The sequence below is a fragment of the Shewanella sp. SR1 genome, assembly GCF_020447145.1.
Taxonomy (GTDB): Bacteria; Pseudomonadota; Gammaproteobacteria; order Enterobacterales; family Shewanellaceae; genus Shewanella; species Shewanella baltica.
Map to the genome: position 1 here is coordinate 1 of NZ_JAJAEF010000016.1, position 23,882 is coordinate 23,882.

23 protein-coding genes are annotated in these 23,882 nt (G+C 45.7%); 12 read left to right on the forward strand and 11 right to left on the reverse strand.

The genetic code is table 11. From position 1 onward, the window contains the following. Window positions 1-287 precede the first annotated feature (287 nt). On the forward strand, window positions 288-785 hold the full coding sequence (locus tag KV201_RS14845; protein WP_071939038.1) for a hypothetical protein: 498 nt from the start codon (window positions 288-290) through the stop codon (window positions 783-785). A 76-nt stretch (window positions 786-861) separates the two neighbouring features. Here KV201_RS14845 and KV201_RS14850 read toward each other — a convergent pair whose 3' ends face one another. Together KV201_RS14850 and KV201_RS14855 are read right to left on the reverse strand one after the other, a co-directional pair. Further along, the gene (locus tag KV201_RS14850; RefSeq protein WP_071939037.1) at window positions 862-1,410 is read right to left on the reverse strand and encodes a DUF1415 domain-containing protein; all 549 of its coding nucleotides are present in this window, start codon (window positions 1,408-1,410) and stop codon (window positions 862-864) included. 27 nt (window positions 1,411-1,437) lie between these two features. Continuing rightward, on the reverse strand, window positions 1,438-2,031 hold the full coding sequence (locus KV201_RS14855) for a LysE family translocator (RefSeq protein ID WP_011846408.1): 594 nt from the start codon (window positions 2,029-2,031) through the stop codon (window positions 1,438-1,440). A gap of 399 nt (window positions 2,032-2,430) precedes the next feature. Here KV201_RS14855 and KV201_RS14860 point away from each other — a divergent pair, with 399 nt between their 5' ends. After that, the gene (locus KV201_RS14860) at window positions 2,431-3,150 is read left to right on the forward strand and encodes a DUF4136 domain-containing protein (protein WP_264175267.1); all 720 of its coding nucleotides are present in this window, start codon (window positions 2,431-2,433) and stop codon (window positions 3,148-3,150) included. A gap of 261 nt (window positions 3,151-3,411) precedes the next feature. Here KV201_RS14860 and KV201_RS14865 read toward each other — a convergent pair whose 3' ends face one another. Beyond that, entirely contained in the window at window positions 3,412-4,233 is an 822-nt protein-coding gene (locus KV201_RS14865; RefSeq protein ID WP_006085311.1) for a DUF2797 domain-containing protein, read from the reverse strand. A gap of 369 nt (window positions 4,234-4,602) precedes the next feature. Here KV201_RS14865 and KV201_RS14870 point away from each other — a divergent pair, with 369 nt between their 5' ends. Both KV201_RS14870 and KV201_RS14875 read left to right on the forward strand, forming a co-directional pair. Beyond that, a complete protein-coding gene (locus KV201_RS14870) occupies window positions 4,603-5,757 on the forward strand; it encodes an alpha/beta hydrolase (protein WP_226059795.1) in 1,155 nt (384 codons plus the stop codon). Between the two features lie 100 nt (window positions 5,758-5,857). Beyond that, complete coding sequence (locus tag KV201_RS14875) at window positions 5,858-6,745, forward strand: DMT family transporter (RefSeq protein ID WP_226059796.1); 888 nt, start codon at window positions 5,858-5,860, stop codon at window positions 6,743-6,745. A 145-nt stretch (window positions 6,746-6,890) separates the two neighbouring features. On the opposite strand, the gene KV201_RS14880 is transcribed toward KV201_RS14875, so the two are convergent. Beyond that, on the reverse strand, window positions 6,891-7,391 hold the full coding sequence (locus tag KV201_RS14880; RefSeq protein ID WP_226059797.1) for a glycine cleavage system protein R: 501 nt from the start codon (window positions 7,389-7,391) through the stop codon (window positions 6,891-6,893). A 200-nt stretch (window positions 7,392-7,591) separates the two neighbouring features. Between KV201_RS14880 and KV201_RS14885 the strand changes: the two genes are divergently transcribed. The 5 genes from KV201_RS14885 to KV201_RS14905 all read left to right on the forward strand — a co-directional run bounded on the left by KV201_RS14885 (window position 7,592) and on the right by KV201_RS14905 (window position 14,788). After that, window positions 7,592-9,850, forward strand: a complete 2,259-nt coding sequence (locus KV201_RS14885) for an ABC transporter permease subunit (RefSeq protein ID WP_011846412.1) — start codon at window positions 7,592-7,594, stop codon at window positions 9,848-9,850. Window positions 9,851-9,909: 59 nt separating this feature from the next. Beyond that, window positions 9,910-11,568 (forward strand): phosphate ABC transporter permease PstA, encoded by a 1,659-nt coding sequence (gene pstA, locus KV201_RS14890; RefSeq protein WP_006081066.1) that lies wholly within the window; start codon window positions 9,910-9,912, stop codon window positions 11,566-11,568. 33 nt (window positions 11,569-11,601) lie between these two features. Next, window positions 11,602-12,420: a phosphate ABC transporter ATP-binding protein PstB gene (pstB, locus tag KV201_RS14895; RefSeq protein ID WP_226059798.1), complete on the forward strand. Its 819-nt coding sequence runs from the start codon at window positions 11,602-11,604 to the stop codon at window positions 12,418-12,420. Window positions 12,421-12,501: 81 nt separating this feature from the next. Then, on the forward strand, window positions 12,502-13,212 hold the full coding sequence (gene phoU, locus KV201_RS14900) for a phosphate signaling complex protein PhoU (protein WP_006081068.1): 711 nt from the start codon (window positions 12,502-12,504) through the stop codon (window positions 13,210-13,212). Between the two features lie 493 nt (window positions 13,213-13,705). After that, window positions 13,706-14,788: a DUF3137 domain-containing protein gene (locus tag KV201_RS14905; protein WP_226059799.1), complete on the forward strand. Its 1,083-nt coding sequence runs from the start codon at window positions 13,706-13,708 to the stop codon at window positions 14,786-14,788. A gap of 425 nt (window positions 14,789-15,213) precedes the next feature. Here KV201_RS14905 and KV201_RS14910 read toward each other — a convergent pair whose 3' ends face one another. The 6 genes from KV201_RS14910 to KV201_RS14935 all read right to left on the reverse strand — a co-directional run bounded on the left by KV201_RS14910 (window position 15,214) and on the right by KV201_RS14935 (window position 19,777). Then, the gene (locus tag KV201_RS14910) at window positions 15,214-15,531 is read right to left on the reverse strand and encodes a hypothetical protein (protein WP_011846416.1); all 318 of its coding nucleotides are present in this window, start codon (window positions 15,529-15,531) and stop codon (window positions 15,214-15,216) included. Between the two features lie 372 nt (window positions 15,532-15,903). Next, window positions 15,904-16,881 carry a transposase gene (locus KV201_RS14915; RefSeq protein ID WP_226059800.1) on the reverse strand — a complete coding sequence of 326 codons (978 nt, stop codon included), beginning with the start codon at window positions 16,879-16,881 and terminating at the stop codon, window positions 15,904-15,906. Between the two features lie 295 nt (window positions 16,882-17,176). Continuing rightward, window positions 17,177-17,548 (reverse strand): hypothetical protein, encoded by a 372-nt coding sequence (locus KV201_RS14920; RefSeq protein WP_226059801.1) that lies wholly within the window; start codon window positions 17,546-17,548, stop codon window positions 17,177-17,179. 126 nt (window positions 17,549-17,674) lie between these two features. Then, window positions 17,675-18,037 carry a hypothetical protein gene (locus KV201_RS14925; protein WP_226059802.1) on the reverse strand — a complete coding sequence of 121 codons (363 nt, stop codon included), beginning with the start codon at window positions 18,035-18,037 and terminating at the stop codon, window positions 17,675-17,677. Between the two features lie 27 nt (window positions 18,038-18,064). Then, window positions 18,065-18,496, reverse strand: coding sequence for a hypothetical protein (locus tag KV201_RS14930; protein ID WP_226059803.1), 432 nt, complete (start codon window positions 18,494-18,496; stop codon window positions 18,065-18,067). Between the two features lie 885 nt (window positions 18,497-19,381). Next, window positions 19,382-19,777 (reverse strand): VOC family protein, encoded by a 396-nt coding sequence (locus tag KV201_RS14935; protein WP_006085321.1) that lies wholly within the window; start codon window positions 19,775-19,777, stop codon window positions 19,382-19,384. A gap of 187 nt (window positions 19,778-19,964) precedes the next feature. Here KV201_RS14935 and KV201_RS14940 point away from each other — a divergent pair, with 187 nt between their 5' ends. The 3 genes from KV201_RS14940 to KV201_RS14950 all read left to right on the forward strand — a co-directional run bounded on the left by KV201_RS14940 (window position 19,965) and on the right by KV201_RS14950 (window position 23,448). Next, the gene (locus KV201_RS14940; RefSeq protein ID WP_226059804.1) at window positions 19,965-20,546 is read left to right on the forward strand and encodes a DUF502 domain-containing protein; all 582 of its coding nucleotides are present in this window, start codon (window positions 19,965-19,967) and stop codon (window positions 20,544-20,546) included. Between the two features lie 397 nt (window positions 20,547-20,943). Then, window positions 20,944-22,920 carry a BCCT family transporter gene (locus KV201_RS14945; protein ID WP_006081074.1) on the forward strand — a complete coding sequence of 659 codons (1,977 nt, stop codon included), beginning with the start codon at window positions 20,944-20,946 and terminating at the stop codon, window positions 22,918-22,920. A 165-nt stretch (window positions 22,921-23,085) separates the two neighbouring features. Then, window positions 23,086-23,448, forward strand: a complete 363-nt coding sequence (locus tag KV201_RS14950; RefSeq protein ID WP_006081075.1) for a YajD family HNH nuclease — start codon at window positions 23,086-23,088, stop codon at window positions 23,446-23,448. 55 nt (window positions 23,449-23,503) lie between these two features. Here KV201_RS14950 and KV201_RS14955 read toward each other — a convergent pair whose 3' ends face one another. Continuing rightward, a complete protein-coding gene (locus KV201_RS14955) occupies window positions 23,504-23,737 on the reverse strand; it encodes a DUF1289 domain-containing protein (RefSeq protein ID WP_006085323.1) in 234 nt (77 codons plus the stop codon). Window positions 23,738-23,882 lie beyond the last annotated feature (145 nt).

The following is a 23,882-nucleotide window of genomic DNA, read 5'->3' on the forward strand; positions in this document are numbered from 1 at the left end:
GACAAGCTAGCAAGAAATTACGCCAGTATGGTGTCACTGGCGTTTATGTTAATGTGGCTGCCGATGTATTGCTGAACAATATTTGTACAGCAAAGATCAACAGACCCTAGTGTCTATACAAATTAAATGCGGTTGCTTCACTCTTGTTATTTTAAGATACAGATTATCCAAGCATTAAAATTTCTACTTAAAGATGCTGTTGGAGCGTCTATGAGTTTTACTGGTAGTGCATTGTCGGGTAATGTTAATTCACTTGCTATAGGTATTTATGAAGAGTTGACAGAGTAATGTTAAAAAATAAAGATGATGAAATTGTTGGTTTTTTTCCAACGAAAAAATGGATAGCTGTTTTTTTAGTGGTAACTATGTTGCTGACTCTAGCTACTGCGATTTCTTGCATTACAGTTTTTTCTATGCATTTAGATGTTGGCCCTGAGTGGATGGTTGGTATTTTATCATTCATGGCCATTCTATTCAGCATGATAAACTTTGGCGTGACAAGAGGATCTTTTGTTTGCTGGAAAGTGCTGGAATACTATGCATTGCTATTATCAATTATCTCAATTCCTTCATTGTTAATGGCAAAAACAGCCGACTTATTGATGTTTTTTTCAATTAACAGTTTGATGCTATTCAGTGCTTTTTACCTCATCAGAAGTCATTCATATCAAAAGTTAGTTCAATATCAATTCGATCATTTCTCCGACATAAAAGAGGCAAAAGAAGCTGTAGAGGAAGAAATGAAGAGAAATAGGAAGCGTCAGAAAAGTCATAATACAAGATAAAATGCTTCGAAGATCCCTTGAAAGAGCACTGTTACCACAGTGACAGTTGGCCTCAGTTATTTCTGAGGCGCTTAAGCTATTTCCCCATGCACTCTGCTAACAACTTAACGAAAAAGTCGCTGCCTTTGCGTTCGCAAAAGGCGATGTTGCGTTCTGGGATGGTTTCGGGATCTGTGTAGCTGGCAAGAGCGAGCTCCATGCTGGCTTCGCGGATGATGTGCAGGGTTGGGTAGGGCGCGCGGTTGGTGAAGTTGGCTGCCCCGTCCTGTGGCTCACCATCGAAACAATAGTCTGGGTGGAAGGTGGCGAGTTGGTAAGTGCCTTCGTACTCGTGTTCGATAAGCGTATCGGTTGCCATGTCGACGAGGTCGAGATAGGCATAAAAACCCTCAAAACCTCGGGGCAGAATAAACAGCGTGGTTTCGGCTTCGGGGTGGGCGTCGAGGTATTGGCACTCTTCAATCAATGCCTTAAGCACGAGTTTGACTTTGGTTTGTTCCACCACCAGATACCGAATACTGCCGCGCTCGACTTCTTGTCTGGCGAAGGGGCAAATATTGTATTTCATGATCACTTTTTTGACCCAGTTGTCGGTTTGTTCAATGATCATGTCGATTTCGTTCATGGTGGTCGTGGCTCGTGCTGACAAAAATTAGGGGGCGATCATAGGGATGATAGACGCCACAAGCAAGACTGCCATCGTGATATTGAAGATCTTCTGTTGGCGCTGGTTCTTCAAAATGCGCTTAAGGGCCACGCCAAAACCAAGCCACACAATGGCGCAGGGGAAGGCGACACATAAAAATACCGTCGCGATAGTGATGACCTGCGGAGTTAAATCTTGCTGTACTGACGTGAATGTCGCAATTGCGCCCACCGCCATGATCCAGCCCTTAGGATTCACCCATTGAAACGCCGCAGCTTGGATAAAGCTGAAGGGTTTGGCAATGGCTTTGCCTTCCATCTTGCTACTGCTGTTGGCGATAAGCCAAGACAGATACAAAAGGTAACCTATGCCGACGACTTTAATCACTTGATGGATGATAGGATAGCTTTGGAAGAGCGCGCTTAAGCCCAAACCAATCGCGAGGATCATGGTTGGGAAGCCAAGGCTTATTCCCAGCAGATGCGGAATACTGCGTTTTACGCCGAAGTTAACCCCTGAGGTCATCAGCATAATGTTGTTCGGCCCTGGGGTTATCCCCGATGAGAAGGCGAATAGCGCGATAGCGAGTATTAACTCCATAGATAGATCTCACACCTTTCATTTTCGTTGTATGGCATTGTGATTAATGGCGATATTTCGGCTGCGACCGTCGCATCTGCCTGCGCAATATTGTGTGGCTAGCAGGCTTTTTACGGCGTTTGATTGCAGCGCAGGCGAGGCATTCTAGCGGTTAAATATTGCCGCGCCTATACGGCATAGCGAGTTTATAAACGAAAAAGAATAACAAAATAGGTTGAAGCACTAAGAGGCTCAATATTGAATGGAGAGTATTAGCGCAGGCTGGCGATTTCCCAGTGATGGCGAGAACATCAACCTATATTGGAATATGCTGATTTAACACTATGATGCATATCAACTTTCAGTTTTACCAATAGCGACTATCCTTAGACAGAATTTTATAAAATGAGGGAACAGTGCATGATCAATCCGCTGCATAACGCGTTACATCGAGAGCGAAGTGGAGAGCTTAATCGGGGCCTAAGTCGAAGGCTGGATCTAAGCCTAAGTCGAGGACTAAATCTAGATATTAGCCGAGTGCTCAATAGGTATTTAGCTGTGTTAGTGCTGCTCTTCACGGGCGTTTTAGGTCTTACAGGGTGCGTGACTGTGACGGATAACGCGGCGCAGCCGCTGCGAACCACAGTCGTGATGTCTGGCGATCTCAGTGAATTACCACCAACCGCCATGACGTACACTTGGCATCCCAAGTTTCAAAAAATTATCACAGACAAGCGCTTAGAGCCGCAGCAAGTGTTACAGCACATGCAAGATGTCTTAAAGCAAAGCTTGCAAAATAAAGGATATCGCTGGGTTGAAGACCCACAACTGGCGGATTTTCAGGTCGGGTTTGGTGTCGCCATGGGCACTGAAATGAGCGATGAGCAAATTCTGGCGGTAACAGGCTTGGTTGCTGGGCTTTCGACCGACGGTGTGAACACTAAAAAGTATGACAAAGGCACTGTGGTGATAGCACTGTTTAAGCCGACTAAAATAAAGGGCGGCGGTGACGAGCCCATTTGGCGTGTGCTTGCCCAAGGTTTTGGCAACATTAAAAAGATGGATGAGCTAACCGAAAACTTCGACAGTTTAATTGCCAGCATGGTGGCCAATATACCATCGGTTAATGTGGCTCCTTAGTCAGCGTTTTAGTCTTGCTTCGTTTCAGTGCTAGCCGAATGAGTCAGCATCTTGATAGGAGCATTCGTCAGATAAACGGGATTAGTAAACGGCATTAGTGCTTAATTGAGCGGCTCGGTCCCACATTTGTGGCGCTAGCTCCCATTTTTGAATGGTGAGGCATGGTATTTTAGTGACAGCCATCTCAATAAAGGGCGCGACAGTGAAAACTGCCGCGCTTTTTCATTTTAACGGGGTAAGTCCCGTTTCGATTTCAGGCTATCAGTCGTGCTCGACGCTGATTTCGTAGGATGAAAACTTACGAATGTTAATCACGCCGGTATCGAACATTAAATACTGACCTTTAATCCCCTGCAAAATCCCGCTCACCACCCCGTTTTTATCGAAGTTGTGGGAAGTGATCTTCTTAGGAAAAGTGTCGATGGGATAATGAATCGGCTGAATCGTTTCATCTAAACGCTCGATACTGTAATCGCCTTTTTGCATACCGATTTCATGCAACTTAGCCTCAATTTGCGGGATCAGTTCTGCAGCTTTCGCATTCAAATCGATATCGTCGGCGTGGCCCTTTAACATGGCTTGCCAATGGGTTTTATCGTTCACCAGTTTCGCCAATTCAACTTCGACCAGACCTGAGAGTTGTCTTGTCGACACTTTAAAAATCGGCAAACCTTGGGTGGCACCTTGGTCAATCCAACGGGTAGGCAGTTGCGTGTGGCGGGTGATGCCGACTTTAACGCCCGAAGTATTCGCCAAATACACATAATGCGGCACAAAACAGTGGCTCTGGGCCCACTCGGGTTCGCGGCAAGTGCCTTGGTCGTAATGGCAAGTTTCCGGCTTCATGATGCACATATCGCAACTCGCCAGCTTTTGCATACAGACAAAACAGTGGCCCTGCGAGTAACTCTTCTTGCTCTTTTTACCGCAGTTACAGCAGAAGATATTGCCCGTGTGGGTCAAGGTTAATTGCTTGCCTATCAATGGATTGAGCGGGAGTAACTCATCACCGACAACGAGTTGATATTGCACTTGTTGCGCGTCATCTAACTGTACGCGCATCTTCTTTAGCGTTCCTAACATGGTAATCCTAATGTGTTGCGTTCTGGTGCAGCTTAGTCGCTCATCATGCGGTCTAGTGCACGCTTTCGTTATATCGTCATTGCGTGGCCGTCAGTATACAAGATTATCCAAGCCAGTTTAGATAGGATTTTTCGATAAGTAAGGCGATAAGTGAATCGGTAAGTGAATCGATAAGTCAGTCAATAAGCGAGCCGATTAATGGCGTTAATGACCAGAGTCGATTGAATTAGTCGATTGAATGAGCTGATTGAGTGAGTCTTTGAAATTGTACTCAACTCCATAGTCTTAATTAGACTTTTTGAGGGTAATGATTTGAGTCTTATGATGAAAACCAGTAAGTTACCCAGCATTACAAATGGAGGTGTACTTATGCGGTTGGTTTTAGTGCTGATGTTTTTCTTTTCAACGGCTGTCTTCGCACAGAAGGATAAGACGGTAATTCATTCAGAAATCTTGAATGATGACATCAACTTACAAATCCATTTGCCAGATACCTATGCGCATTCCAACGATTTTAACTATCCGGTATTAATCGTATTAGATGGCTCTACCCAATTTGAGCATGTGGCGGCGAATGTCGGCTTTTTAAGTACTTATGCCATTATTCCGGAAATGATCACTGTTGGCGTGAGTTCGGATCAACGGATGAAGTATTTCACGCCGACTCAAATCGATAAATTTAAAGACAGCTCTGGTGGTGCTGAACAGTTCAGGCAATTTTTAGAGCAAGAGCTGCTCAGTACATTAGGTAAAAAATACCGCACCTCAGATTATCAAATACTCACGGGTCACTCCTTCGCTGGGCTGTTTACGAGTTATGTGGCTATGACGCCAAATAGCCAATTTGATGCGGTGATTTCAATCAGCCCCAGTTTATGGTGGGACAGTAATTGGCTAGTGCTTAAGTCGGCAGAGTTATTACCAGCTAAGCGTGCAAAACCACTGCGCTGGTTTTTGAGTATGGCAAGTGAACCCAATGAAATGGCGAGCGCATTTGCGGCGCAAATTAAGCTGTTGCAAGACGGCTTAGGCACAAACCCCACGGGTAGCACATCAAAGCCATTGCATTGGTTTTACAAACACTTCCCCGATGAAACCCACGACAGTACGCCGCTTGTTGGCAATATTGAGGCGTTAAAAACCCTTTTTGCCGGTTGGAATGCCGTCCCTGAAATTGCCGTTATGCCACTCAAGGACATAAAACACTTCTATCGACAAAAGAGCGCTGAGTTTGGCTATGAATTTCCACTCTTTGCTCAGCAATATAATGTTTATGGACTCAAAGCCACTTATGAACAAAAAACAGCTTGGGGCGTTGAAATTCTCGCAGAGGGGACGCGCGTGTTCCCTTATTCTGAGGTGTTATGGGACAGTTTAGCGACCGCCTATGATCTGGATGGGCAGCTTGAGCAGGCGATAAAAGCCTCCGATAAAGCCGTGCTACTGGCAAAACAAACGGATTCCGTGTTTTTAAATGAGATCCTCAGTCAAGCTAAACACTTGCAGTTGCGAGCGAAAAAGTAACCGCTCCAAGAGAGGACTTAACTACAAAGTTGCAACATGTTTGGACAAGTCTCACGCGGCTAGGTAATCTTGTGATCTTTTTGTTCGCTGAGAATTTATCTTGCCTGCCAACCTGTTATTACTGCTTGCCGCCGCGATTTGGGGCTTTGGATTTGTCGCCCAAACCTTAGGCATGGAACATCTTTCCCCCTTTGCGTTTAATGGTATTCGCTTTTTAATGGGGACGTTTAGCTTAGTGCCTTTGGTGTGGTACTTGCGTCGGCAAAATAAGCTGCATGTGAGTGCGCCAAAGGATTTAGTGCGCGGCAGTTTGCTGGTCGGGGTTTTACTGTTTGCGGGCGCGTCATTTCAACAGGTCGGTTTGCAATACACCACAGCAGCGAACGCGGGTTTTATCACTGGCTTATATATAGTGTTAGTGCCTGTGCTTGGGTTAGCACTAAAACATACAACAGGCTTGAATACTTGGCTTGGCTGCGCGATTGCCGCGGTCGGTTTGTATTTTTTAAGCGTTAAAGATGGCATGAGCATAGGTTATGGCGATGCCTTGCAGTTGGTGGGCGCCTTGTTTTGGGCATTGCACATTTTGGCGGTGGATCATTTTGCCAAGCGGATTTCGCCCGTGGTGTTAGCCATGATGCAGTTTTTTGTCTGCGGTGTGCTGAGTTTGATGGTGTCGGCGGTAATTGAAGTCACCACGCTCGATGGCGTGATGGCGGCTTGGGGTTCACTTTTCTATGCTGGGCTGATTTCGGTGGGGATTGCCTATACCTTGCAAGTGTTGGCGCAGAAAAATGCGCATCCTGCCCATGCGGCGATTATCCTCAGTTTAGAAACGGTATTTGCGGCCATTGGTGGCATTATCTTCCTCTATGAGAGTTTGAGTGTGCGGGCATTATTCGGCTGTGGCTTGATGTTGCTGGGGATGCTGATCTCCCAAGTGCCGCTGCGTTACTTAGTCAAATCTCGGCATCAAAAAGTGACTTAAACAAAAACGCCGCTGGCATCTGCTTAGTGGCGTTTCTATTTTGTGCATTTTTTAAAAAGCGTTTTAAGTGCCATTTAAGTGCTGTTTGAAAGTGCTATGGCAAATGTACTCACTAAATGTGCTAAGTGTTCGCTCGTCGTAAAGGTTAACGGCTTAATCTATCGAGCACGAGATCATCACCCAGAGCATAGAGGGATGCTACTAGTTGATCTTCTTGGGCGAGATCTGTGAGTCCAAGGCCGATAGTCGCCCGAAACAGAGCGATACCTGTGTGGCCAGCGGTTTCATATTGGCTACTAAACTGCTCGATATTGATGCCAAGGTCGTTGATCTTATTTGAGATATCGAGCACGAGTCCGGGTCTGTCATAGGCTACTAGGTTGTAGCTTAAGCGTTTGATGGGTTTAAGCGCGACCGAGGTTTTGGCATAGGTGAGGGTGAGGCTATCGATGCACTCCAGCGCCTCAATAAGCTCATCCATACGCAGTGAAGGCACTTCAAGTAACAGAATTGCGGCAAAGATACCGTCGATATGGCGCAATTCCGAGTCGAGCCAGTTGCCGCCATGACGGCTCACCGCATGGGCGATTTGTTCTACTAATCCTTTTCTATCAGGTGCTTGTAGTGTGATCAAATATCGTAGCATAGTGACTGACTCCTATTTTTTGTAAAAGGCACCTGTTTTAAAACGGGGTGTAACACAACTGTCATCTTTGCGTCATATAATCCAACGCACTTAGAATAAAGGATGTTGTTATTGCTCAGTTTACGTTCAAACAGTGTAAGCATAGCACTCGGCAAATCCTAGCGAAAAAACTCGCTGGCTATTAATAATAGAGGTTCTTAATGGAAAGTCAGGTCACTCAACCTGGTCCTGCATCGCACAGTATGCTTAAAGGCGGACGCTCGAATCGCAGGGCATTTAAGGATAAAGCGGCGCAAATCGGCGTCACTATCGGCGGCACTATGGTGTTTGTCGCCTTATTGTTGATCTTCTTTTATCTGTTGTATGTGATTAAACCCATTTTCGATAGTGCTGATGTCACGCCGGTTAAAACGGTGAGCTATCAACACGCGGATGTACCTACTTTAATGGTGGGCGCTGAAGAGCAAAATGAGGTGATGTACCGTGTGGCCGTTGATGGCCAAGTGGACTTCTATACCGTTGCCGACGGTAGCCTACTTTCTAGCTTTACACCGCCGTTGCCAGCGGGCGTGACTGTGACCAGTGCCGCCGTTGCCGTGCCGAGCGAACAGCGTTTTGCGCTGGGATTAAGTAATGGTCAGGTCCTAGTGGCTGGCCTAGAGTTTGGTTTAAGTTATCCAAACAACAAGCGCTTAATCACGCCTAAACTGCGTTATCCCGCAGGCGAAACCCCAATTACAGTCGATGAAACGGGCAGTGCGATTCATAAACTGACCTTCACCTACAGTTCAGACAAAATGAGCTTTGCCTATCAAGATGAGAGCGGCGTTTGGCGCCTGACTCGCCTCGAAGGGCAAGAGAACATGATGACTGAAGAAGTGGAGTGGGTGTCTACGACGTCACAAATTCAAGATGCACCGAAGAAAGTCTCCCATGAGCTGATGACGCCCGATCAACGTCAATTGATGTTGCAAACTGGCAATAAAATCTTCGTGTACGACATCCGTGATACTGACAGCTTAGATCTGCTGCAGGTGATTGATGTTGAACGTGCTAAAGCCCAAGTGAATAACGTGGCTTTGCTGGCGGGCGCGAGTTCGTTACTGGTCAGCTACGACACAGGTATTGTGGCCCAGTACTTCCAAGTCAGTGGTCCAAAAGGGCGTTTATATCAAGAAATCCGCCAGTTTGATGACTTACCGCCTATTGAGTCCATTACCTCTGAATTCTACCGTAAGAGTTTTGCGACTGTGAGCCCTGAGGGCGAGCTGACATTGCTCTACACCACGAGTCATCGTGAACTGTTTGACGAAAAATTCGACCTTAAAAACCCCGGTAAAATGGGCTTTACCCCACGCTCAAACGGCATAGTCGTTGAAGCGGACAAAAAGCTGCATATCTTCAGTGTGGAAAACTCACACCCAGAAGTGTCATGGAGCGCCATGTGGGACAAGGTATGGTATGAAGGTTATCCTGAGCCTAAATACGTATGGCAATCGACTTCGGGTTCTGATGATTTCGAAGCTAAGCTGAGCTTAATGCCATTGGCCTACGGCACAATGAAAGCGGCATTTTATGCCATGTTATTTGCTGTGCCTTTAGCCATTGCCGGTGCGATTTACACCGCTTACTTTATGTCGCCTAAGGTGCGCGGTTTAGTGAAACCGACCATCGAAATCATGGAAGCCTTACCAACGGTTATCTTAGGTTTCTTGGCGGGTCTGTGGTTAGCGCCGCTGATTGAAGAACATCTCCCCGGTATCTTGATTTTACTGACCCTGTTGCCGACCTCGATTCTCGCTTCGGCCTATGGCTGGAGTAAGTTACCTGCCATTTGGAAACAACGTTTACCCGAAGTGTATCAAGAGCTGATGTTGATCCCTGTGGTCTGTTTCGTGGGTTGGTTCTCTTTTGCGGTCAGCCCTATCATCGAAGTGGCGCTGTTTGATGGTAATACTCGTCAATTTATCACCAACGAACTGGGCATCACCTTCGACCAACGTAACGCGCTGGTAGTAGGTATCGCCATGGGCTTTGCGGTTATTCCAACGATTTTCTCTATCGCGGAAGATGCGATTTTCTCTGTGCCACGTCATTTATCGAACGGTAGCTTAGCCTTAGGTGCGACGCCTTGGCAGACACTGACTCGTGTGGTGTTGTTAACGGCAAGTCCGGGTATTTTCTCGGCCATCATGATGGGCCTAGGCCGCGCTGTGGGCGAGACCATGATCGTACTGATGGCCACCGGTAACACCGCCATTATGGAATGGAGCGTGTTCGAAGGGATGCGAACCTTGGCAGCAAACATTGCGGTTGAAATGCCTGAGTCGGCTATCGGTAGTTCGCATTACCGTGTGCTCTTCCTCGCGGCGTTCGTGCTATTCATCTTTACATTCTTCTTTAACACCATTGCAGAAGTGGTGAGACAGCGTCTACGTGAACGCTATAGCTCGCTGTAACGGGGATAAGACAATGACATTAAATACTATTTCGCCAGTGACCTTGAGAGGTTTGTGCAATGGGTAAGTGGGTAAAATCAGGCTCGCCATGGATATGGATGACGGGCGGTGCGGTGAGCATCAGTTTGATTGCCGTCTTAGGCTTATTACTGTTAATCGCTTGGCGTGGCTTAAGTTACTTTTGGCCAGCAACGGTTTACCAGTGGGAACTCGAAGATAACACGGGTGTACGTTCGACCTTAATTGGTGAAGTTTACGATAGGGAAGAAGTACCGACTGAGCGTTTGATTGCTGCGGGCCATGTTTTTAAAGAGCATCCTGGCGAGTTCGTGACCCGTTACTTAGTGAAAACCGGTAACCGCGAATTTGTAGGGCTAGATTTCCGCTGGATATTAGGCACTGACATTTTGAGCCGTTCAACGCCAAGCGATGTCGCCATGATTGAGCGGGCTAAAAACGGTAACTTCTACGGTTATCCAATCGCAGTGATTGAAAATGGCAAGCGTCTGGATTTAGTCAACGATGCGATTGAATCCTCCTTAATGGAGCATATCGACCGCGCTGTGGCCTTATCGGACAAAGCGGTAGATTTGCAGAAGCAAGACATTGGCTCGATTAACTACGCCATTGAAAAACTGCGTTTACAGGAGCGTCGTTACGAGCTTGATGGCGAACTGACCGACAGCAATAAAGCTGACTTAGTGGCCAAGCGAGCGCAACTGCAAAAAGATTACTTAGTGCTTGAAAAAGAGTTATTTGCCCTGCGTGATGACGCGGCACGAGATTCAGTAATCGTGCGTGATATGCGCGGTGAAGAAGTTGAGCTTAAGCTAGATACAGTGCTGGATGTGACCTATGTGAACCACTTAAGCCTAATTGGCAAAATTGGTAAATGGTTCGTCGGTATCGGCCGTTTTGTGAGTGACGACCCGCGTGAAGCCAACACTGAAGGCGGCGTTTTTCCGGCGATTTTCGGTACTGTGTTTATGGTGATGTTGATGGCCGTTATCGTGACGCCATTTGGTGTGGTCGCGGCGGTTTATTTACATGAATACGCTAAGAAAGGCCCAATCACTAAGATGATCCGTATTGCGGTAATCAACTTAGCGGGTGTGCCATCAATCGTGTATGGCGTGTTTGGTTTAGGTTTCTTCGTCTACATGATGGGCGGCTCTATCGACCAACTGTTTTACGCTGAAGCATTACCGTCACCGACCTTTGGTTCGCCAGGGGTGATTTGGTCGGCATTGACCTTAGCGATTTTGACTCTGCCTGTGGTTATCGTTTCGACCGAAGAAGGTTTGAGCCGAATCCCAAGTGCGGTGCGTCAAGGTAGTTTGGCACTGGGCGCAACGAAAGCTGAGACACTGTGGCGCATTGTGATCCCAATGGCGAGCCCAGCTATCATGACGGGTTTGATTTTAGCGGTCGCCCGCGCCGCCGGTGAAGTGGCACCATTGATGTTGGTGGGTGTAGTGAAATTAGCCCCAACATTACCACTGGACTTTAACTTCCCGTTTGTGCATTTAGAACGTAAGTTCATGCACTTAGGGTTCCATATTTATGATGTGGGCTTCCAGAGTCCTAACGTTGAAGCGGCACGTCCTCTGGTGTATGCGACTTCCTTCTTGCTGGTGTCTGTGATTGTGGCACTCAACTTGACGGCCATTGGCGTACGTAACCACTTGCGTGAAAAATATCGTTCGCTTGAGCACTAATCAGCGATTATCCTGAAAGTATTAGGACTGAATATGATTTCTATAGATTCGACAGCAATGAAAACCAACAACTTTGATTTAGCGAACTTAAGCCAGACCGACACCGCGTTGGAGATCCGTAACTTAGACTTGCGCTATGGCAGTAAACAAGCGCTGTTTAATGTATCGATGAAGATCCCCAAGAAGCAAGTGACCGCCTTTATCGGCCCCAGTGGTTGTGGTAAATCGACGCTGCTGCGTTGTATTAACCGCATGAACGACTTGGTGGATAACTGCCATATTGACGGTGAAACTTTGCTGCACGGCCAGAATATTTACGACAAGAAAATCGACGTCGCGGCCCTACGCCGTAACGTGGGCATGGTGTTCCAGCGCCCGAATCCGTTTCCTAAGTCGATTTATGAAAACGTCGTTTATGGTTTGAGATTGCAAGGGCTGAATAATCGTCGTGAACTCGACGAAGCGGCCGAGCGTTCACTGCGCGGCGCGGCGATTTGGGACGAAGTGAAAGACAGATTGCACGATAACGCTTTTGGTTTATCTGGCGGTCAGCAACAACGTCTGGTGATTGCCCGTGCCATTGCCATTGAGCCAGAAGTATTATTACTCGATGAACCCACATCGGCACTCGATCCTATTTCGACATTGACGATTGAAGAGCTGATAACCGAGCTTAAGACTAAATACACTGTGGTTATCGTGACTCACAACATGCAACAGGCGGCGCGGGTATCGGATCAAACGGCCTTTATGTATATGGGTGAATTGATTGAATACGCTGATACCAATACGATTTTCACCACGCCGAAAAAACGTAAGACCGAAGATTACATCACAGGGCGTTACGGTTAATTAGCTCGGTCGCTATCGGATAAAGCCGCAACCGCAGGCTTTGAGCATGCTTGGTAAACAGTTAAGTAAAAGGTTGGCTAAATGGAAAACATGAATTTAAGTAAGCACATCTCAGGACAGTTTACCGCTGAGCTGGATGATATCCGTAACCGCGTACTCGCTATGGGTGGCTTGGTTGAACGTCAGCTTGAGCAAGCCATTGACGCGCTCAGCGCACTTGATGCGGAACTCGCGCAGCGTGTTATCGAGGGCGATCACAAGGTTAATGGCATGGAAGTGTCTATCGACGAAGAGTGCACGCGTATTATCGCCAAGCGTCAACCTGCGGCCAGCGATTTACGCCTGATTATCGCCATCTCAAAAACTATCGCCGATCTTGAGCGTATTGGTGATGCCTGCGTGCGTATCGCTAAAGCAGCGTTAGATAAGCGTTTGAATAATCAACAACCTTTGTTAGTTAGCATTGAAAATATGGGCCGTCACGCGACCCGTATGTTGCATGCGACCTTAGATGCTTTGGCCCGTATGGATGCCGATACTGCGTTAGAGCTGCACAAAGAAGATGCTAAGCTTGACCGTGAATACGAAGGGATTATCCGCCAGTTAATGACCTATATGATGGAAGATCCGCGTTCTATCCCAGACGTCTTAGACGTACTGTGGGCGGCACGTGCGGTTGAGCGTGTTGGCGACCGTTGTAAAAATATCTGTGAATACATCATCTACTACGTGAAAGGCAAAGACGTTCGCCATACTTCCTACGAAGATATGGAAAAGGACATGAAAGGCTAACACACGCATTAATCTGCTGTTTTAATGCCTGAATACAACGCTCCGCAGTCTCTGTGGAGCGTTTTGCTTTTAGGATGCTGAGCTAGGACCGTTGATTAGGATAGTGAGCTAGGATCGTGAGATAGAGAAGCGAGCTAGGATTTTGGGCTATGGATTGTGAAATTGGATAGCTAAGTTGGATAGCTAAATTGGATTGTGAACTGGCATTCTGGATCAGTACCGCGAATAAAGAAGGTCATTTTTGTGTTTACAATAAATTAACCTTTGTTTAATCTGATGCTTGCAACAAGCTTTAGCTGCTGGAAAAGGGCGGTAGACCTAGATAGTGAAAGCAGTCGAAGCCTAAGTGCTAGCGTTTTGTGTTTAGCTGTGGGATTGATATCACAGCACGTTAACCTCAGAATTTAACCGCCACCCTATTTGTTACCGCTAAGGTTTGGGGTTAGCAGCGCAACGGAATGGGCGCTGTGTCGGCGATAACATGGATAAGTTGATGAGCCCATTATTGTATTCTTTAAAGCAAGGTTTCGAAGCTCTTAAAAGTATTCGAAATCATATTTCTGAAGCGAATTTACCCGCTGATTTCCCCCGCGCTGAATTACCGCCACTGTCCGAGGACGCTAAAGCCGAGCTATTGCAGCTATTAGCGCCGCTAGAAGCCTATCGAATTGAAAAGCTTGAAACTAAACTCTCCCGTAAAAAATGGGCGAAGCGTCTAGGTTGGCTATTGTGCCTGCCCGCACTGGCCTTTGATTTAATCTCGTTAGCCTCTAACCATGACCCAACCATTTTGAGCCTGATCGTCCTCGCCGGCATTTTGATGTGGGTTCATCTGCCTGAAATGCAATATAAGCGCCATTACAAATATAAAATCTTGCCTGTTTTACTCAAAAAACTAGGGGACTACCGTTATAGCCCCGACTCCTGTGTCAACCTTGATTCAGTGGCAAATTTCGAACTTATGCCCCGTTTTAGCAAGCAACAATCAGAGGATCATATTCGCGGCAAGGTAGAGGATATCAGCTTCGAATTTTGCGAATTAACCTTAAAATCCCGCGGCAGTAAGTCAGACAAGATCCAATTTAAAGGTGGGGTCGTGATCATGACGATGCCCTTTAGCTTTGAATCTCATACCGTCGTCAGCCAAGACTATGGCTCCCTTGGTAACACCATGGCAGGCATAAAGAAACCCAGAGTGAAACTCGAAAGCGTGACCTTTGAAGCCATGTTTGAAGTGTATTCCCACGACCAACATTACGCGCGATATCTGTTGTCTCCAGCCGTAATGGAACGCCTCGTTGAACTGGAACAGTTATTCCGTAAAACGGCGCGCGGGTCGGGGCTGAGTATCGAATTTAAAGCCAATAAAGTGCTGATCATGGCGAGCTATTTTGGCAATTTATTTGATACCGTCGATATCAATTTACCCACCCATGATATGTCGAAAATTCCGCAGTTACAGCAGGAGTTAGTCTTGATTACTGGCATCATCAAACAGCTAAAATTGGATTATCTTGCAGCGCAAAATCTGGCGACACAGCACACACTTGAGAGGATTAAGACGTTAGCGGGTTAACTAGAGCAGTTCTTTTCTCTGTATTTTGAAGTGTACTTTGAGCAGGCTTTTATTCGTCGTGAGAAGAGGTTGCTACAGAGGACTTAGCGTTTGCAGGTATCCACACATGAAGGCTTGCCATGGCATTAACTCACCGACGCACAGCAAGTCCGTCCTTGGATGCTCGACCGCCCCGTCCATGGGGCGGACGGTCGTCTCGCTAATCACCATGGCTCACCTTTCTAGCATTCGCGTAACCTGTAGATTTACAAGACATACGCAACGCATTGTTGGACATTTCTCAGTCAGATTATTAGCTCGAATTAGTGAGTTTCGGATTAAGATTTATATGTCTAACGTCTCACTAAGAGGCACAAAATTGTTGGTTAAACTTAGTGACGAAGGAGCAAAAAGCCAACTGTTTTTTGTCCTATTTTAGTACCTTATCAGCTCAAATATTGCGCATACCCTAAACATAACAAAATTAACCAACATATTGATATTAATCCTGATAGCAACAAAGATGGCCTGACAGGTTCGCTACTAAATAGAGTTTTAATTACTTCAAAAATACTAGTTAAACCAATAACAGGAAAACTAATAATTGTTAGTATTACCCTTAAACTTGGATCTGCAAAAAACAAAGACCAAGCTGTAGACTCACCATTTTCGGATTGTTCAAGTTTTAATGCCGTGTACTGAATATAAATTGGCAAACTAAAAACAATAAGTACTAGAGCTAAAGAGAAGTACAGTTGATACATATGCTAGATATCCTTTTCAAGCTAACGTCTTAGTATTTATGCGTTGCGCTGTTTGCAGGGCATAAATCACTTCTTGGCTCAATCTCAAATATGGCCGCTGCCACATCCATATCAATTGGTATAAATGATGCTATAGGAATTTGTTTTTTTTTAAATCTGGCCATCCATTTTAGATCAACAACATAATGCACTTTTGGTTTGTCTACAACTTGTACGAGCTAAAATTGCTTAAATGAGAGTCATCAAAAGTTGAAGAGCTGAAGCTGAGGCATAAAAATGAGCTAATTCATTAAAAAATGGTGTATTTAAGACATGCTAACCCACCCAATAAAACAAATGGGCAGTGATTGGTTTGGTTAAGCAGTATTACAGTTAGTTGCTGTGAAAGTGCTGACAGCTTGCCGCAAAGTGCCGTCGTCGCTTTTCTAGATGTTCACAGTAATCAGTGAGTTCTTGCAGCGTACCCACCGGACCATGAAATAGCTTGCCAAATTCAGTGGACAGCTTGAGCCAATTCTCATGGGGGATATTTAATCTTGTCAGTAACTTAGCGCTATTTGCACTTATTGTCCCACGTTTATCATTGCGGATGATTCGGCCTGTATCATCCACTAATTCGAGATAATCCGTTAAGGAAAACGCAATGCCATTGGGCTGGTTCACGCGCTCATTACCGATAAAAGGTAGTAAATTTTTAGGTTGTTCACCTTTTAATGCGGCCCGAATGCGCAGCTGAATACTGGTATGGTCGGATTGTTCTAGCGTATCAGCCAGTTGCGCTCTGATGGGATTTAAATCAACGTAAGACATGCAGGCTAAAACGGCAGCTTCATCAAGTAAGGCTTGGGATTTAAAGCGTCCTTCCCAAAAACGACCAGTACAGTTATCTTCTTGATTTGCTTGTCTTGCTATCGTTTCATTAAGGCAGCGCATAAACCATGAAATATCGCATAATCGACTGCGATAAATGGCGATTGAATGCCTTAATCTGTTGACCTCATGCGCCTCAACAAGCTCTCCTTGCGCAAATTTTTGCGTTAACTCATCGCCTTTAAACAGCTTATGCCATTGCTCAAGTACTTCGCGGTCAGTCCAACAATTTGCACTGTCGATATCGACCCGCAGCACCACATGCAGATGATTCGACATTACCGCAAAGGCTGCCACATCAATGGCAAAAACGGCTTCAAGTTCAAACAGTAGTGACTCAACCCAACCACGGCGATGGTCATAGTTTTTTCCAGAATAGGCATCATCGCCACACAAAAACGCACGCCGAACAACGCGGCTACAGCAATGGTAATATGGAGTGTCTTCAACACTTATCTGAGTTCTGCGAGGGCGCGGCATACAAACCTCCTTGTTTAATGCTTAACCCAAGCATAGTCGGAGGTTAACAACTGCGCCATTAAGGCTGGGTGTCCAGTTAACCGTTTTCCAGTTAACCGTTTACCACTGCGAGGGCGCGGCATACAAATCTCCTTGTTCAATGCTTAACCAAAGCATAGTCGAGGTTAACTACTGAGCTATTAAGGCTGGGTGTCCAGTTAATTCTCTTATAACGTTTAAGCTAAGGGGCGCCGCTTTAGCGGAGTCTCGTTGAGTGAAACGAACGAAACAAACTTGAGCGCCTTGTTATAAGCCATTAAATACAATCCAGTTGTGTATAGCAGCCAAGTACAAGAGCGAAGAAGGGCCAAACGAAACAGTTTATTAATCCCAGTCCTGCAGCCCAAAAATGCTTGATATTTGTACTAAAATGCTTTGTAAACAAAGCGATAAAATACAATACAACTACCGGGATTAGATAGGCAAGAATACTAAAAGCCACTAGTGAGACAGGTTGATTGTCTCTCACGTAATCGGCCACACCCATATATGAATAGAAAAAACCTGCGATTACACCCAATGCAGAAATTCCTGCTGCTGTTACCTTGCCAAAGCGATTCAAAGCTAAATAAAGTAACTCTACCCAGCAAAAAGTAACAATAAAGACGGTAAAGAATAGAGTCGCCAAATGTGATTCCCTATGGCTTATAACGCCGCCATATGGGGCGCAAAAATGCTTGGCTATACTTTGCGACGAAGGAGCGCAGCCAAGTGTTTTGCGTCCCTGCCATAATGGCCTTGTTATACATCCCAATTAAAGCCCGCGCTGCCATCGCTTTGGATAGATGCCTTTAAAAGCGATATTGATAAGCTCTTGCTTATCGATATGTCCTTTTTTGAACTTCATTCCATAAAAAATGAAAGCAAATAATGCGCAAAAGGCATATAAAGAAAAGCAAAGAACTAAAAGGCACACAGTGAACATCATCAATACTGTGCCACTATCATAGCTACGAATTGGTACATCTGACTGAATCCCAAAGCTTGAGGCTATAGCAAAAAACAACGGATATACTACCGAAAACCCAATCAGACAACCAAAACCACCAATCTTTGCAGACTGCGAGTAAAAGTAAGGTTTTAATTTTCTTTGGCTATTGATAGTTCGAATTAGCACAACCACTTCCCTAGGATGTATAACGCTTCAAGAACCGGTGCGGCTTGCCGCATCCGTGTTGCTTGACTTGTTATGTGGCAATTTGGTTAAAGCCATGACTTTACTACCAATAATGGCAGAAAGTCCAATAACTAAAGCTGCAATTGGTAAATCTATAAACCATGTTGGGGAAACATAGAACTCTCCCATTAATATAGAAACAACGGCAAAACCGAATAATTCAGATAGTGAAAAAACCGCTAACAAATGAAGCAATATCCAGTTCCTTTGGGTTTTAGCGTAGAAAGATAAGACCAATAAGCTCACTAGAATTGTCGGGATGTAATGGTACATCAACAAATTCGATGGAGATCGGCTTGCCAAGTTATCTACGTCGTTTAACATCGTTGAAGCAGTACTTACTGCTGTTTGGATTACAAAGAGAATCAACGAATATTTAAGAATACTAAGAAAGTTCAAGATGGCTCCTTGCCATATAACATTTTATTAGTGCGCATGCGCGTTTACCTCATTAGACCAGTGAAAACGCGCACACTTAACTACCTGTATGCAAAGAATTTATCAGCTTTTTATCAAATACACCATCCGGAAAAACGTGCATGCGCGTTTTCCAAACCTATTAACTAATTTTGGAAAAGTATATACAAATAATTTTAAAGGGTTTTGTTAATTTTAGGCTGGATAAACGCGCAAACTAATGAGTGTAAAAACACTCAAAAGCATCTAAATTTAAATACGACTGTATACCTATATATTGTTAGTCGCTTTACGGTAGGGCCAAACATTGGGTAAATAGATGAGATTTTGTAGGGCAATTCATTCGTCAGTTTTCGATTCACTAAATAAATGCTAGCAAGCTTTGGATCAATAGCTTTTTAGCTGAATGAAAAGCGAGAGGGTTAGTGAGGATTGGCATTGTTGTAACAGTGACCGTTGGCGGCATGGATGCAGCCGTCGAGCCCTCAGGAACGAGTTTATGGCGAGTCACTGGGGAAACAATGACAATTCATGCTGCACAACTGACGATAAAGTTATCTTGCTTTGGGGCAATAGCAGTTTAGCTACCAGTACAAACAGCGAGAGGGGTCGTGAGGATTGGCATTGTTGCTACAGTGACCATTGACGACATTAATGTCGTCGTTGAGCCTATAGGGATACTTTCTTAAATGAAAGGGCGGCGAGTCAACTGGAGAAACCATGACAATGAATGCCATCTAACTGTCGAGAGTCTTATCGCAAACAACAGTGAACCAGTATAACGTCAGCTGCAGTTCTGCTCGCCGCGTGCTAGCAGAACTGACCGATTACACTTTCCTAACTTCGCTTACCTTTACCCAAATTCGCTCACCCTGTGCAGGCGGGTAGGTATTCTGATAACTCAAGCAGGTTACAATCGGGGTCGCGGATATAGACTGAGTTTATCCGGCCTGTGGCGCCGGTTCGTAGCACTGGTCCTTCAATGATTTCAATCTGAAGAGCGTTTAAATGCGCGATCACTTCTTCTATGTTATGGCTGACTACAAAACACAGATCGGCACTGCCGGGCGTGGCTGCTGCAGCTTTAGGTTCAAATTCGGCGCCAGCTTGGTGCAGATTAATCTTTTGGTCGCCAAAACTTAACGCAATACGCTGATTGCCAAATACCACTTTCTTCATCCCGAGCACGGTTTGATAAAATTCGACGCTGACGGCGATGTCTTTTACGGTTAAGACCAAATGATCTAAGCGGGTTACGCGCATTTTACTTTCCTTAGAATGGCTCAGAGTGGGCTCTGATTTTGAACGCTATCTCTATGCTTGAGACGAATAAGAGTCAGATACCTTACATCATGTGCTGGTGCAAAAGTGACTCTGTGGTAGCATTTGTGGCGTTTTTTTGCGTAAATATTTTGTGCCTATTATATCCCTATGACCGAATGAGAGTGTGATGAAGAAAACCTTAGCCCGCGGCTTAATGAATCTATTACCTATGGCCTTGAGTTTGTGGCTGTTTTGGTCGCTGTTTGTATCGTTAGATGGTTTAGGAATTGTGATTTTAGAGTTGGTCGGGATTAACCAACATTTTGTCGGCGCCGGTTTTATACTGGTGGTGGCATTAGTTTTTGCTGTGGGCCTGTTGTTTTCAGTCAGCCCGATTGTGTGGCTTTATGGCTGGCTTGAGCGCCAGTTGATGCGCTTCCCACTGTTTAAGTCGGTTTATGGCAGTATCCGTGATATTGCCTCTTTGATGAATCGAGATGGCAAGCCGACCAGCCAAAAGACGGTGTTAGTTAAACAGGCGAATGGCAGTTTTGTGGTGGGATTTATCATGACAGATACGCCGCCGCAGCCATTGTTAGATGCGTTGCCTGAGGGCGATTGGGTGCCTGTGTTGTTCCAATTGAGTTACCAAATGGCGGGCGTGACGAGCTTGATCAAACGGGACGATCTAATCATGGTCGACTGGTCGTTTGAAGAGGCGATGCGCTTTAATTTAACCGCTGGCATTTCGCAAACACCGACTAAGTAATCAGATGTTGGTTCAAGCGATTTAGCGTTTAAAATTAAATTTGATGATTTTTGTGGTATAATTTTTTGGCGACCAATATGGTCGCCATTTTTTGTGCTGAATATTCTAATTATAAATTTGTTTTATGCTAAAGGCATGCTTTGACTGCCTTAGTGGTGTTCACGCTATTTATCCATCAATCATCGGCTGTCAAAGTCGTGTGTTGTTAATCCCGTTTTTCAGATCCTGTCACGTTTAGCCATAGCGAGTCGTTGCATTGATCTGTGGGATTGAGCCCATACTGGTCATAGATGAGCCCCGCAGCATTAAACATATTTTGAGTATAAGTTTTGTTCTATCTCTCCGTTGGTGCGCTGAGATATTTGGAGAGTGAACCCGCTAGAAATAGGGAGAGTCAATGTCGATCAAGTCGAGTATTAATCCGCCGGTATTTTATTCGTCGGTCTTTTTCATCATCTTGATGGTGATGATTTGTGCAGTATGGCCCACAGAGGCTAACACCGTTTTTAGATCAATACAGTCATGGATAGAAGTGAAAGCCGGTTGGCTTTACATTCTGAGCGTGGCGTTTTTCCTGATTTTTATCATCTTCGTCATGGTCAGTCGCTTCGGCGATATCAAACTCGGGCCAGATCATTCTGTGCCGGATTACAGCTATAAAAGCTGGATTGCCATGTTGTTTTCGGCAGGTATGGGTATTGGCCTGATGTTCTTTGGGGTTGCCGAACCTGTGATGCACTATCTGGCGCCGCCAGATGCTACACCTGAGAGTCTCGCCGCCGCAAAAGAGGCGATGAAGATTACTTTCTTCCATTGGGGACTGCATGCTTGGGCGATTTATGCCGTAGTGGCATTGAGTCTGGCCTACTTCTCCTATCGTCATAAGTTACCGCTACTGCCACGAAGTGCCCTTTATCCCTTAATTGGTGAACGCATTTATGGTCCTATTGGCCATATTGTCGATACCTTTGCCGTGCTCGGCACTATGTTTGGGGTGGCGACATCACTGGGCTTTGGGGTGTTGCAGGTTAACTCGGGTCTGAGTTATCTATTTGAAGGTTTACCTAATAATGCTGTAGTGCAAGTGTGCTTGATCATCGGCATTACCTTGCTCGCGACGCTGTCGGTGTTTTCTGGCCTCGACAAAGGCGTCAAGCGTTTAAGCGAACTCAATCTTGGCCTCGCGATTATCTTATTACTTATCGTCTTGATCTTGGGTCCTACTGTCATGCTGTTACAGGCCTTTGTGCAAAACACTGGCAGTTACTTAAGTGATTTAGTTGGCAAAACCTTTAACTTGTACGCCTATCAACATAAGGAAGATTGGCTTGGTGGTTGGACCTTGCTCTATTGGGGCTGGTGGATTTCTTGGTCACCTTTTGTCGGTACCTTTATTGCGCGTGTGAGCCGCGGTCGTACCATCCGTGAGTTTTTGATTGGTGTGTTATTTGTGCCATCGGCGCTGACCTTCCTATGGATGACAGTGTTTGGTAACTCTGCGATTGATTCGATTATGAATCAAGGCGCAACCTACCTTGCCGAGGCGGTGAATACCGATGTGTCAGTGGCCTTGTTTGTGTTTTTCGAGCACATGCCGTTCCCGACCTTACTTTCAGGGATTGCGATTTGTTTAGTCGTGACCTTCTTTGTGACATCGTCGGATTCGGGATCCTTAGTGATTGATAATCTAACCTCGGGCGGCGATAACAATGCGCCTGTATGGCAGAGGATTTTCTGGGCCCTGTTGCAAGGGGTTGTGGCCTCGGTATTGTTGTTAGCTGGTGGTTTACAGGCGCTGCAAACGGCGGCTATCGCCAGCGCCATGCCGTTCCTCGTGGTGATGTTATTCATGTGTCTGGGATTATTTAAAGCCCTGAAGAATGACTGGCTTAAGATCAACAGCGTGCAATTACACAATACCAGTGTGCAGTACGCCAAAACCAACATGAGCTGGGAAGAACGCATTGGCGTGCTCGTGTCGCATCCTACCCATGAAGAAGCGCAAGTGTTCTTGAATAATGTTGCGACGCCTGCTTTGTCTAAGGTGTGTCAACACTTTATGGCCAAAGGCATAGTGGCCGATCTCGAATACTTAGATGGCCGCGTACGTTTGGTGATCAGCAACGAGGTGAACTTGCCCTTTGTGTACGGAGTACGAACGCGTTGTTTTGACATCACTAACCCGATAGGGACTGAAATCGAGCAGGGCAATACCTTGTATTACCGCGCCGAAGTGTACCTTGAACAAGGTGGTCAGCATTACGATGTGATGGGGTATACCGAAGAGCAAATCCTCGCGGATGTGGTGACTCAGTATGAAAAATACTTACACTACTTGCATCTGTCGAATGCCGATCATGCCCACATAAGCTAAGTAATGTAAGTTAAGCAAGGTAAGCCAGTAACGTAAGTCGGCTTAGCCATTTACGTCTACAAATCGCGCACCATTAACCCGCAAAGTGCGGGAGATATTGCCCCAAGTGATAACTCGGATTATCCTTGGGGCAATTTTTTTAGGGTTTGTTTTAGGGATTACACTATGTCGTCAGTGCCAGGCCAGAGTAAGTTAGACAAAGTATTAGCCGATGCGCGGGAGTACAAAGCTAAGCGTGAGGGCGGTTACCGTGAGCAGGCGTTAAAACTTTATCCTTGGGTATGTGGCCGTTGTACACGCGAGTTTACCCCGAAAAACTTAAGTGAACTGACAGTGCATCATCGCGATCATAACCACGATAACAACCCGTCAGACGGTTCAAACTGGGAGTTATTGTGCCTGTACTGCCACGATAACGAACATTCTCGTTTCGAAGAACTGATCCGCTATGGCAGCACCACAGAAACGAAACAAGCGGCGGCGACCTACAATCCCTTTGCCGACTTGAAATCAATGCTGAAAAAATAGTCGTGTAGGCTTTAGCTGGATGAGATTGTGCAGAGGGTAGCGTTAGCGGACGGGTTTAGTCCTTGTCGGTTAAACGCGCCTCGGCAGCTAACCATTTATCACGGCTTAAAATATGCTGATTTTCACTGCCTTCAAATAAAGCTTTACGGGCGGGGAGTTGCTGACAAATGGCCGCCTGTTGCGCTTCGCTACTCGTGCGCCAACTGACGATTTCATCGATATGTCGAAAGCAGCCCATGCAGTAGTCTTCGTCATTTAAACCGCAGCGTGCGACGCAAGGTGAAAGCATAGGTGTCCTTTGGAGCCTTATGGCTAGTTAACCGAGTCTTCTCAGTTAACGATATGGTTGAGTGTTTAAAGGCCGCGATACTAACATTTTTTCGCATAAAGTCATCTTTAGGGCGCATTCCCTTGGCCTAAGGTGAGACAAGTAT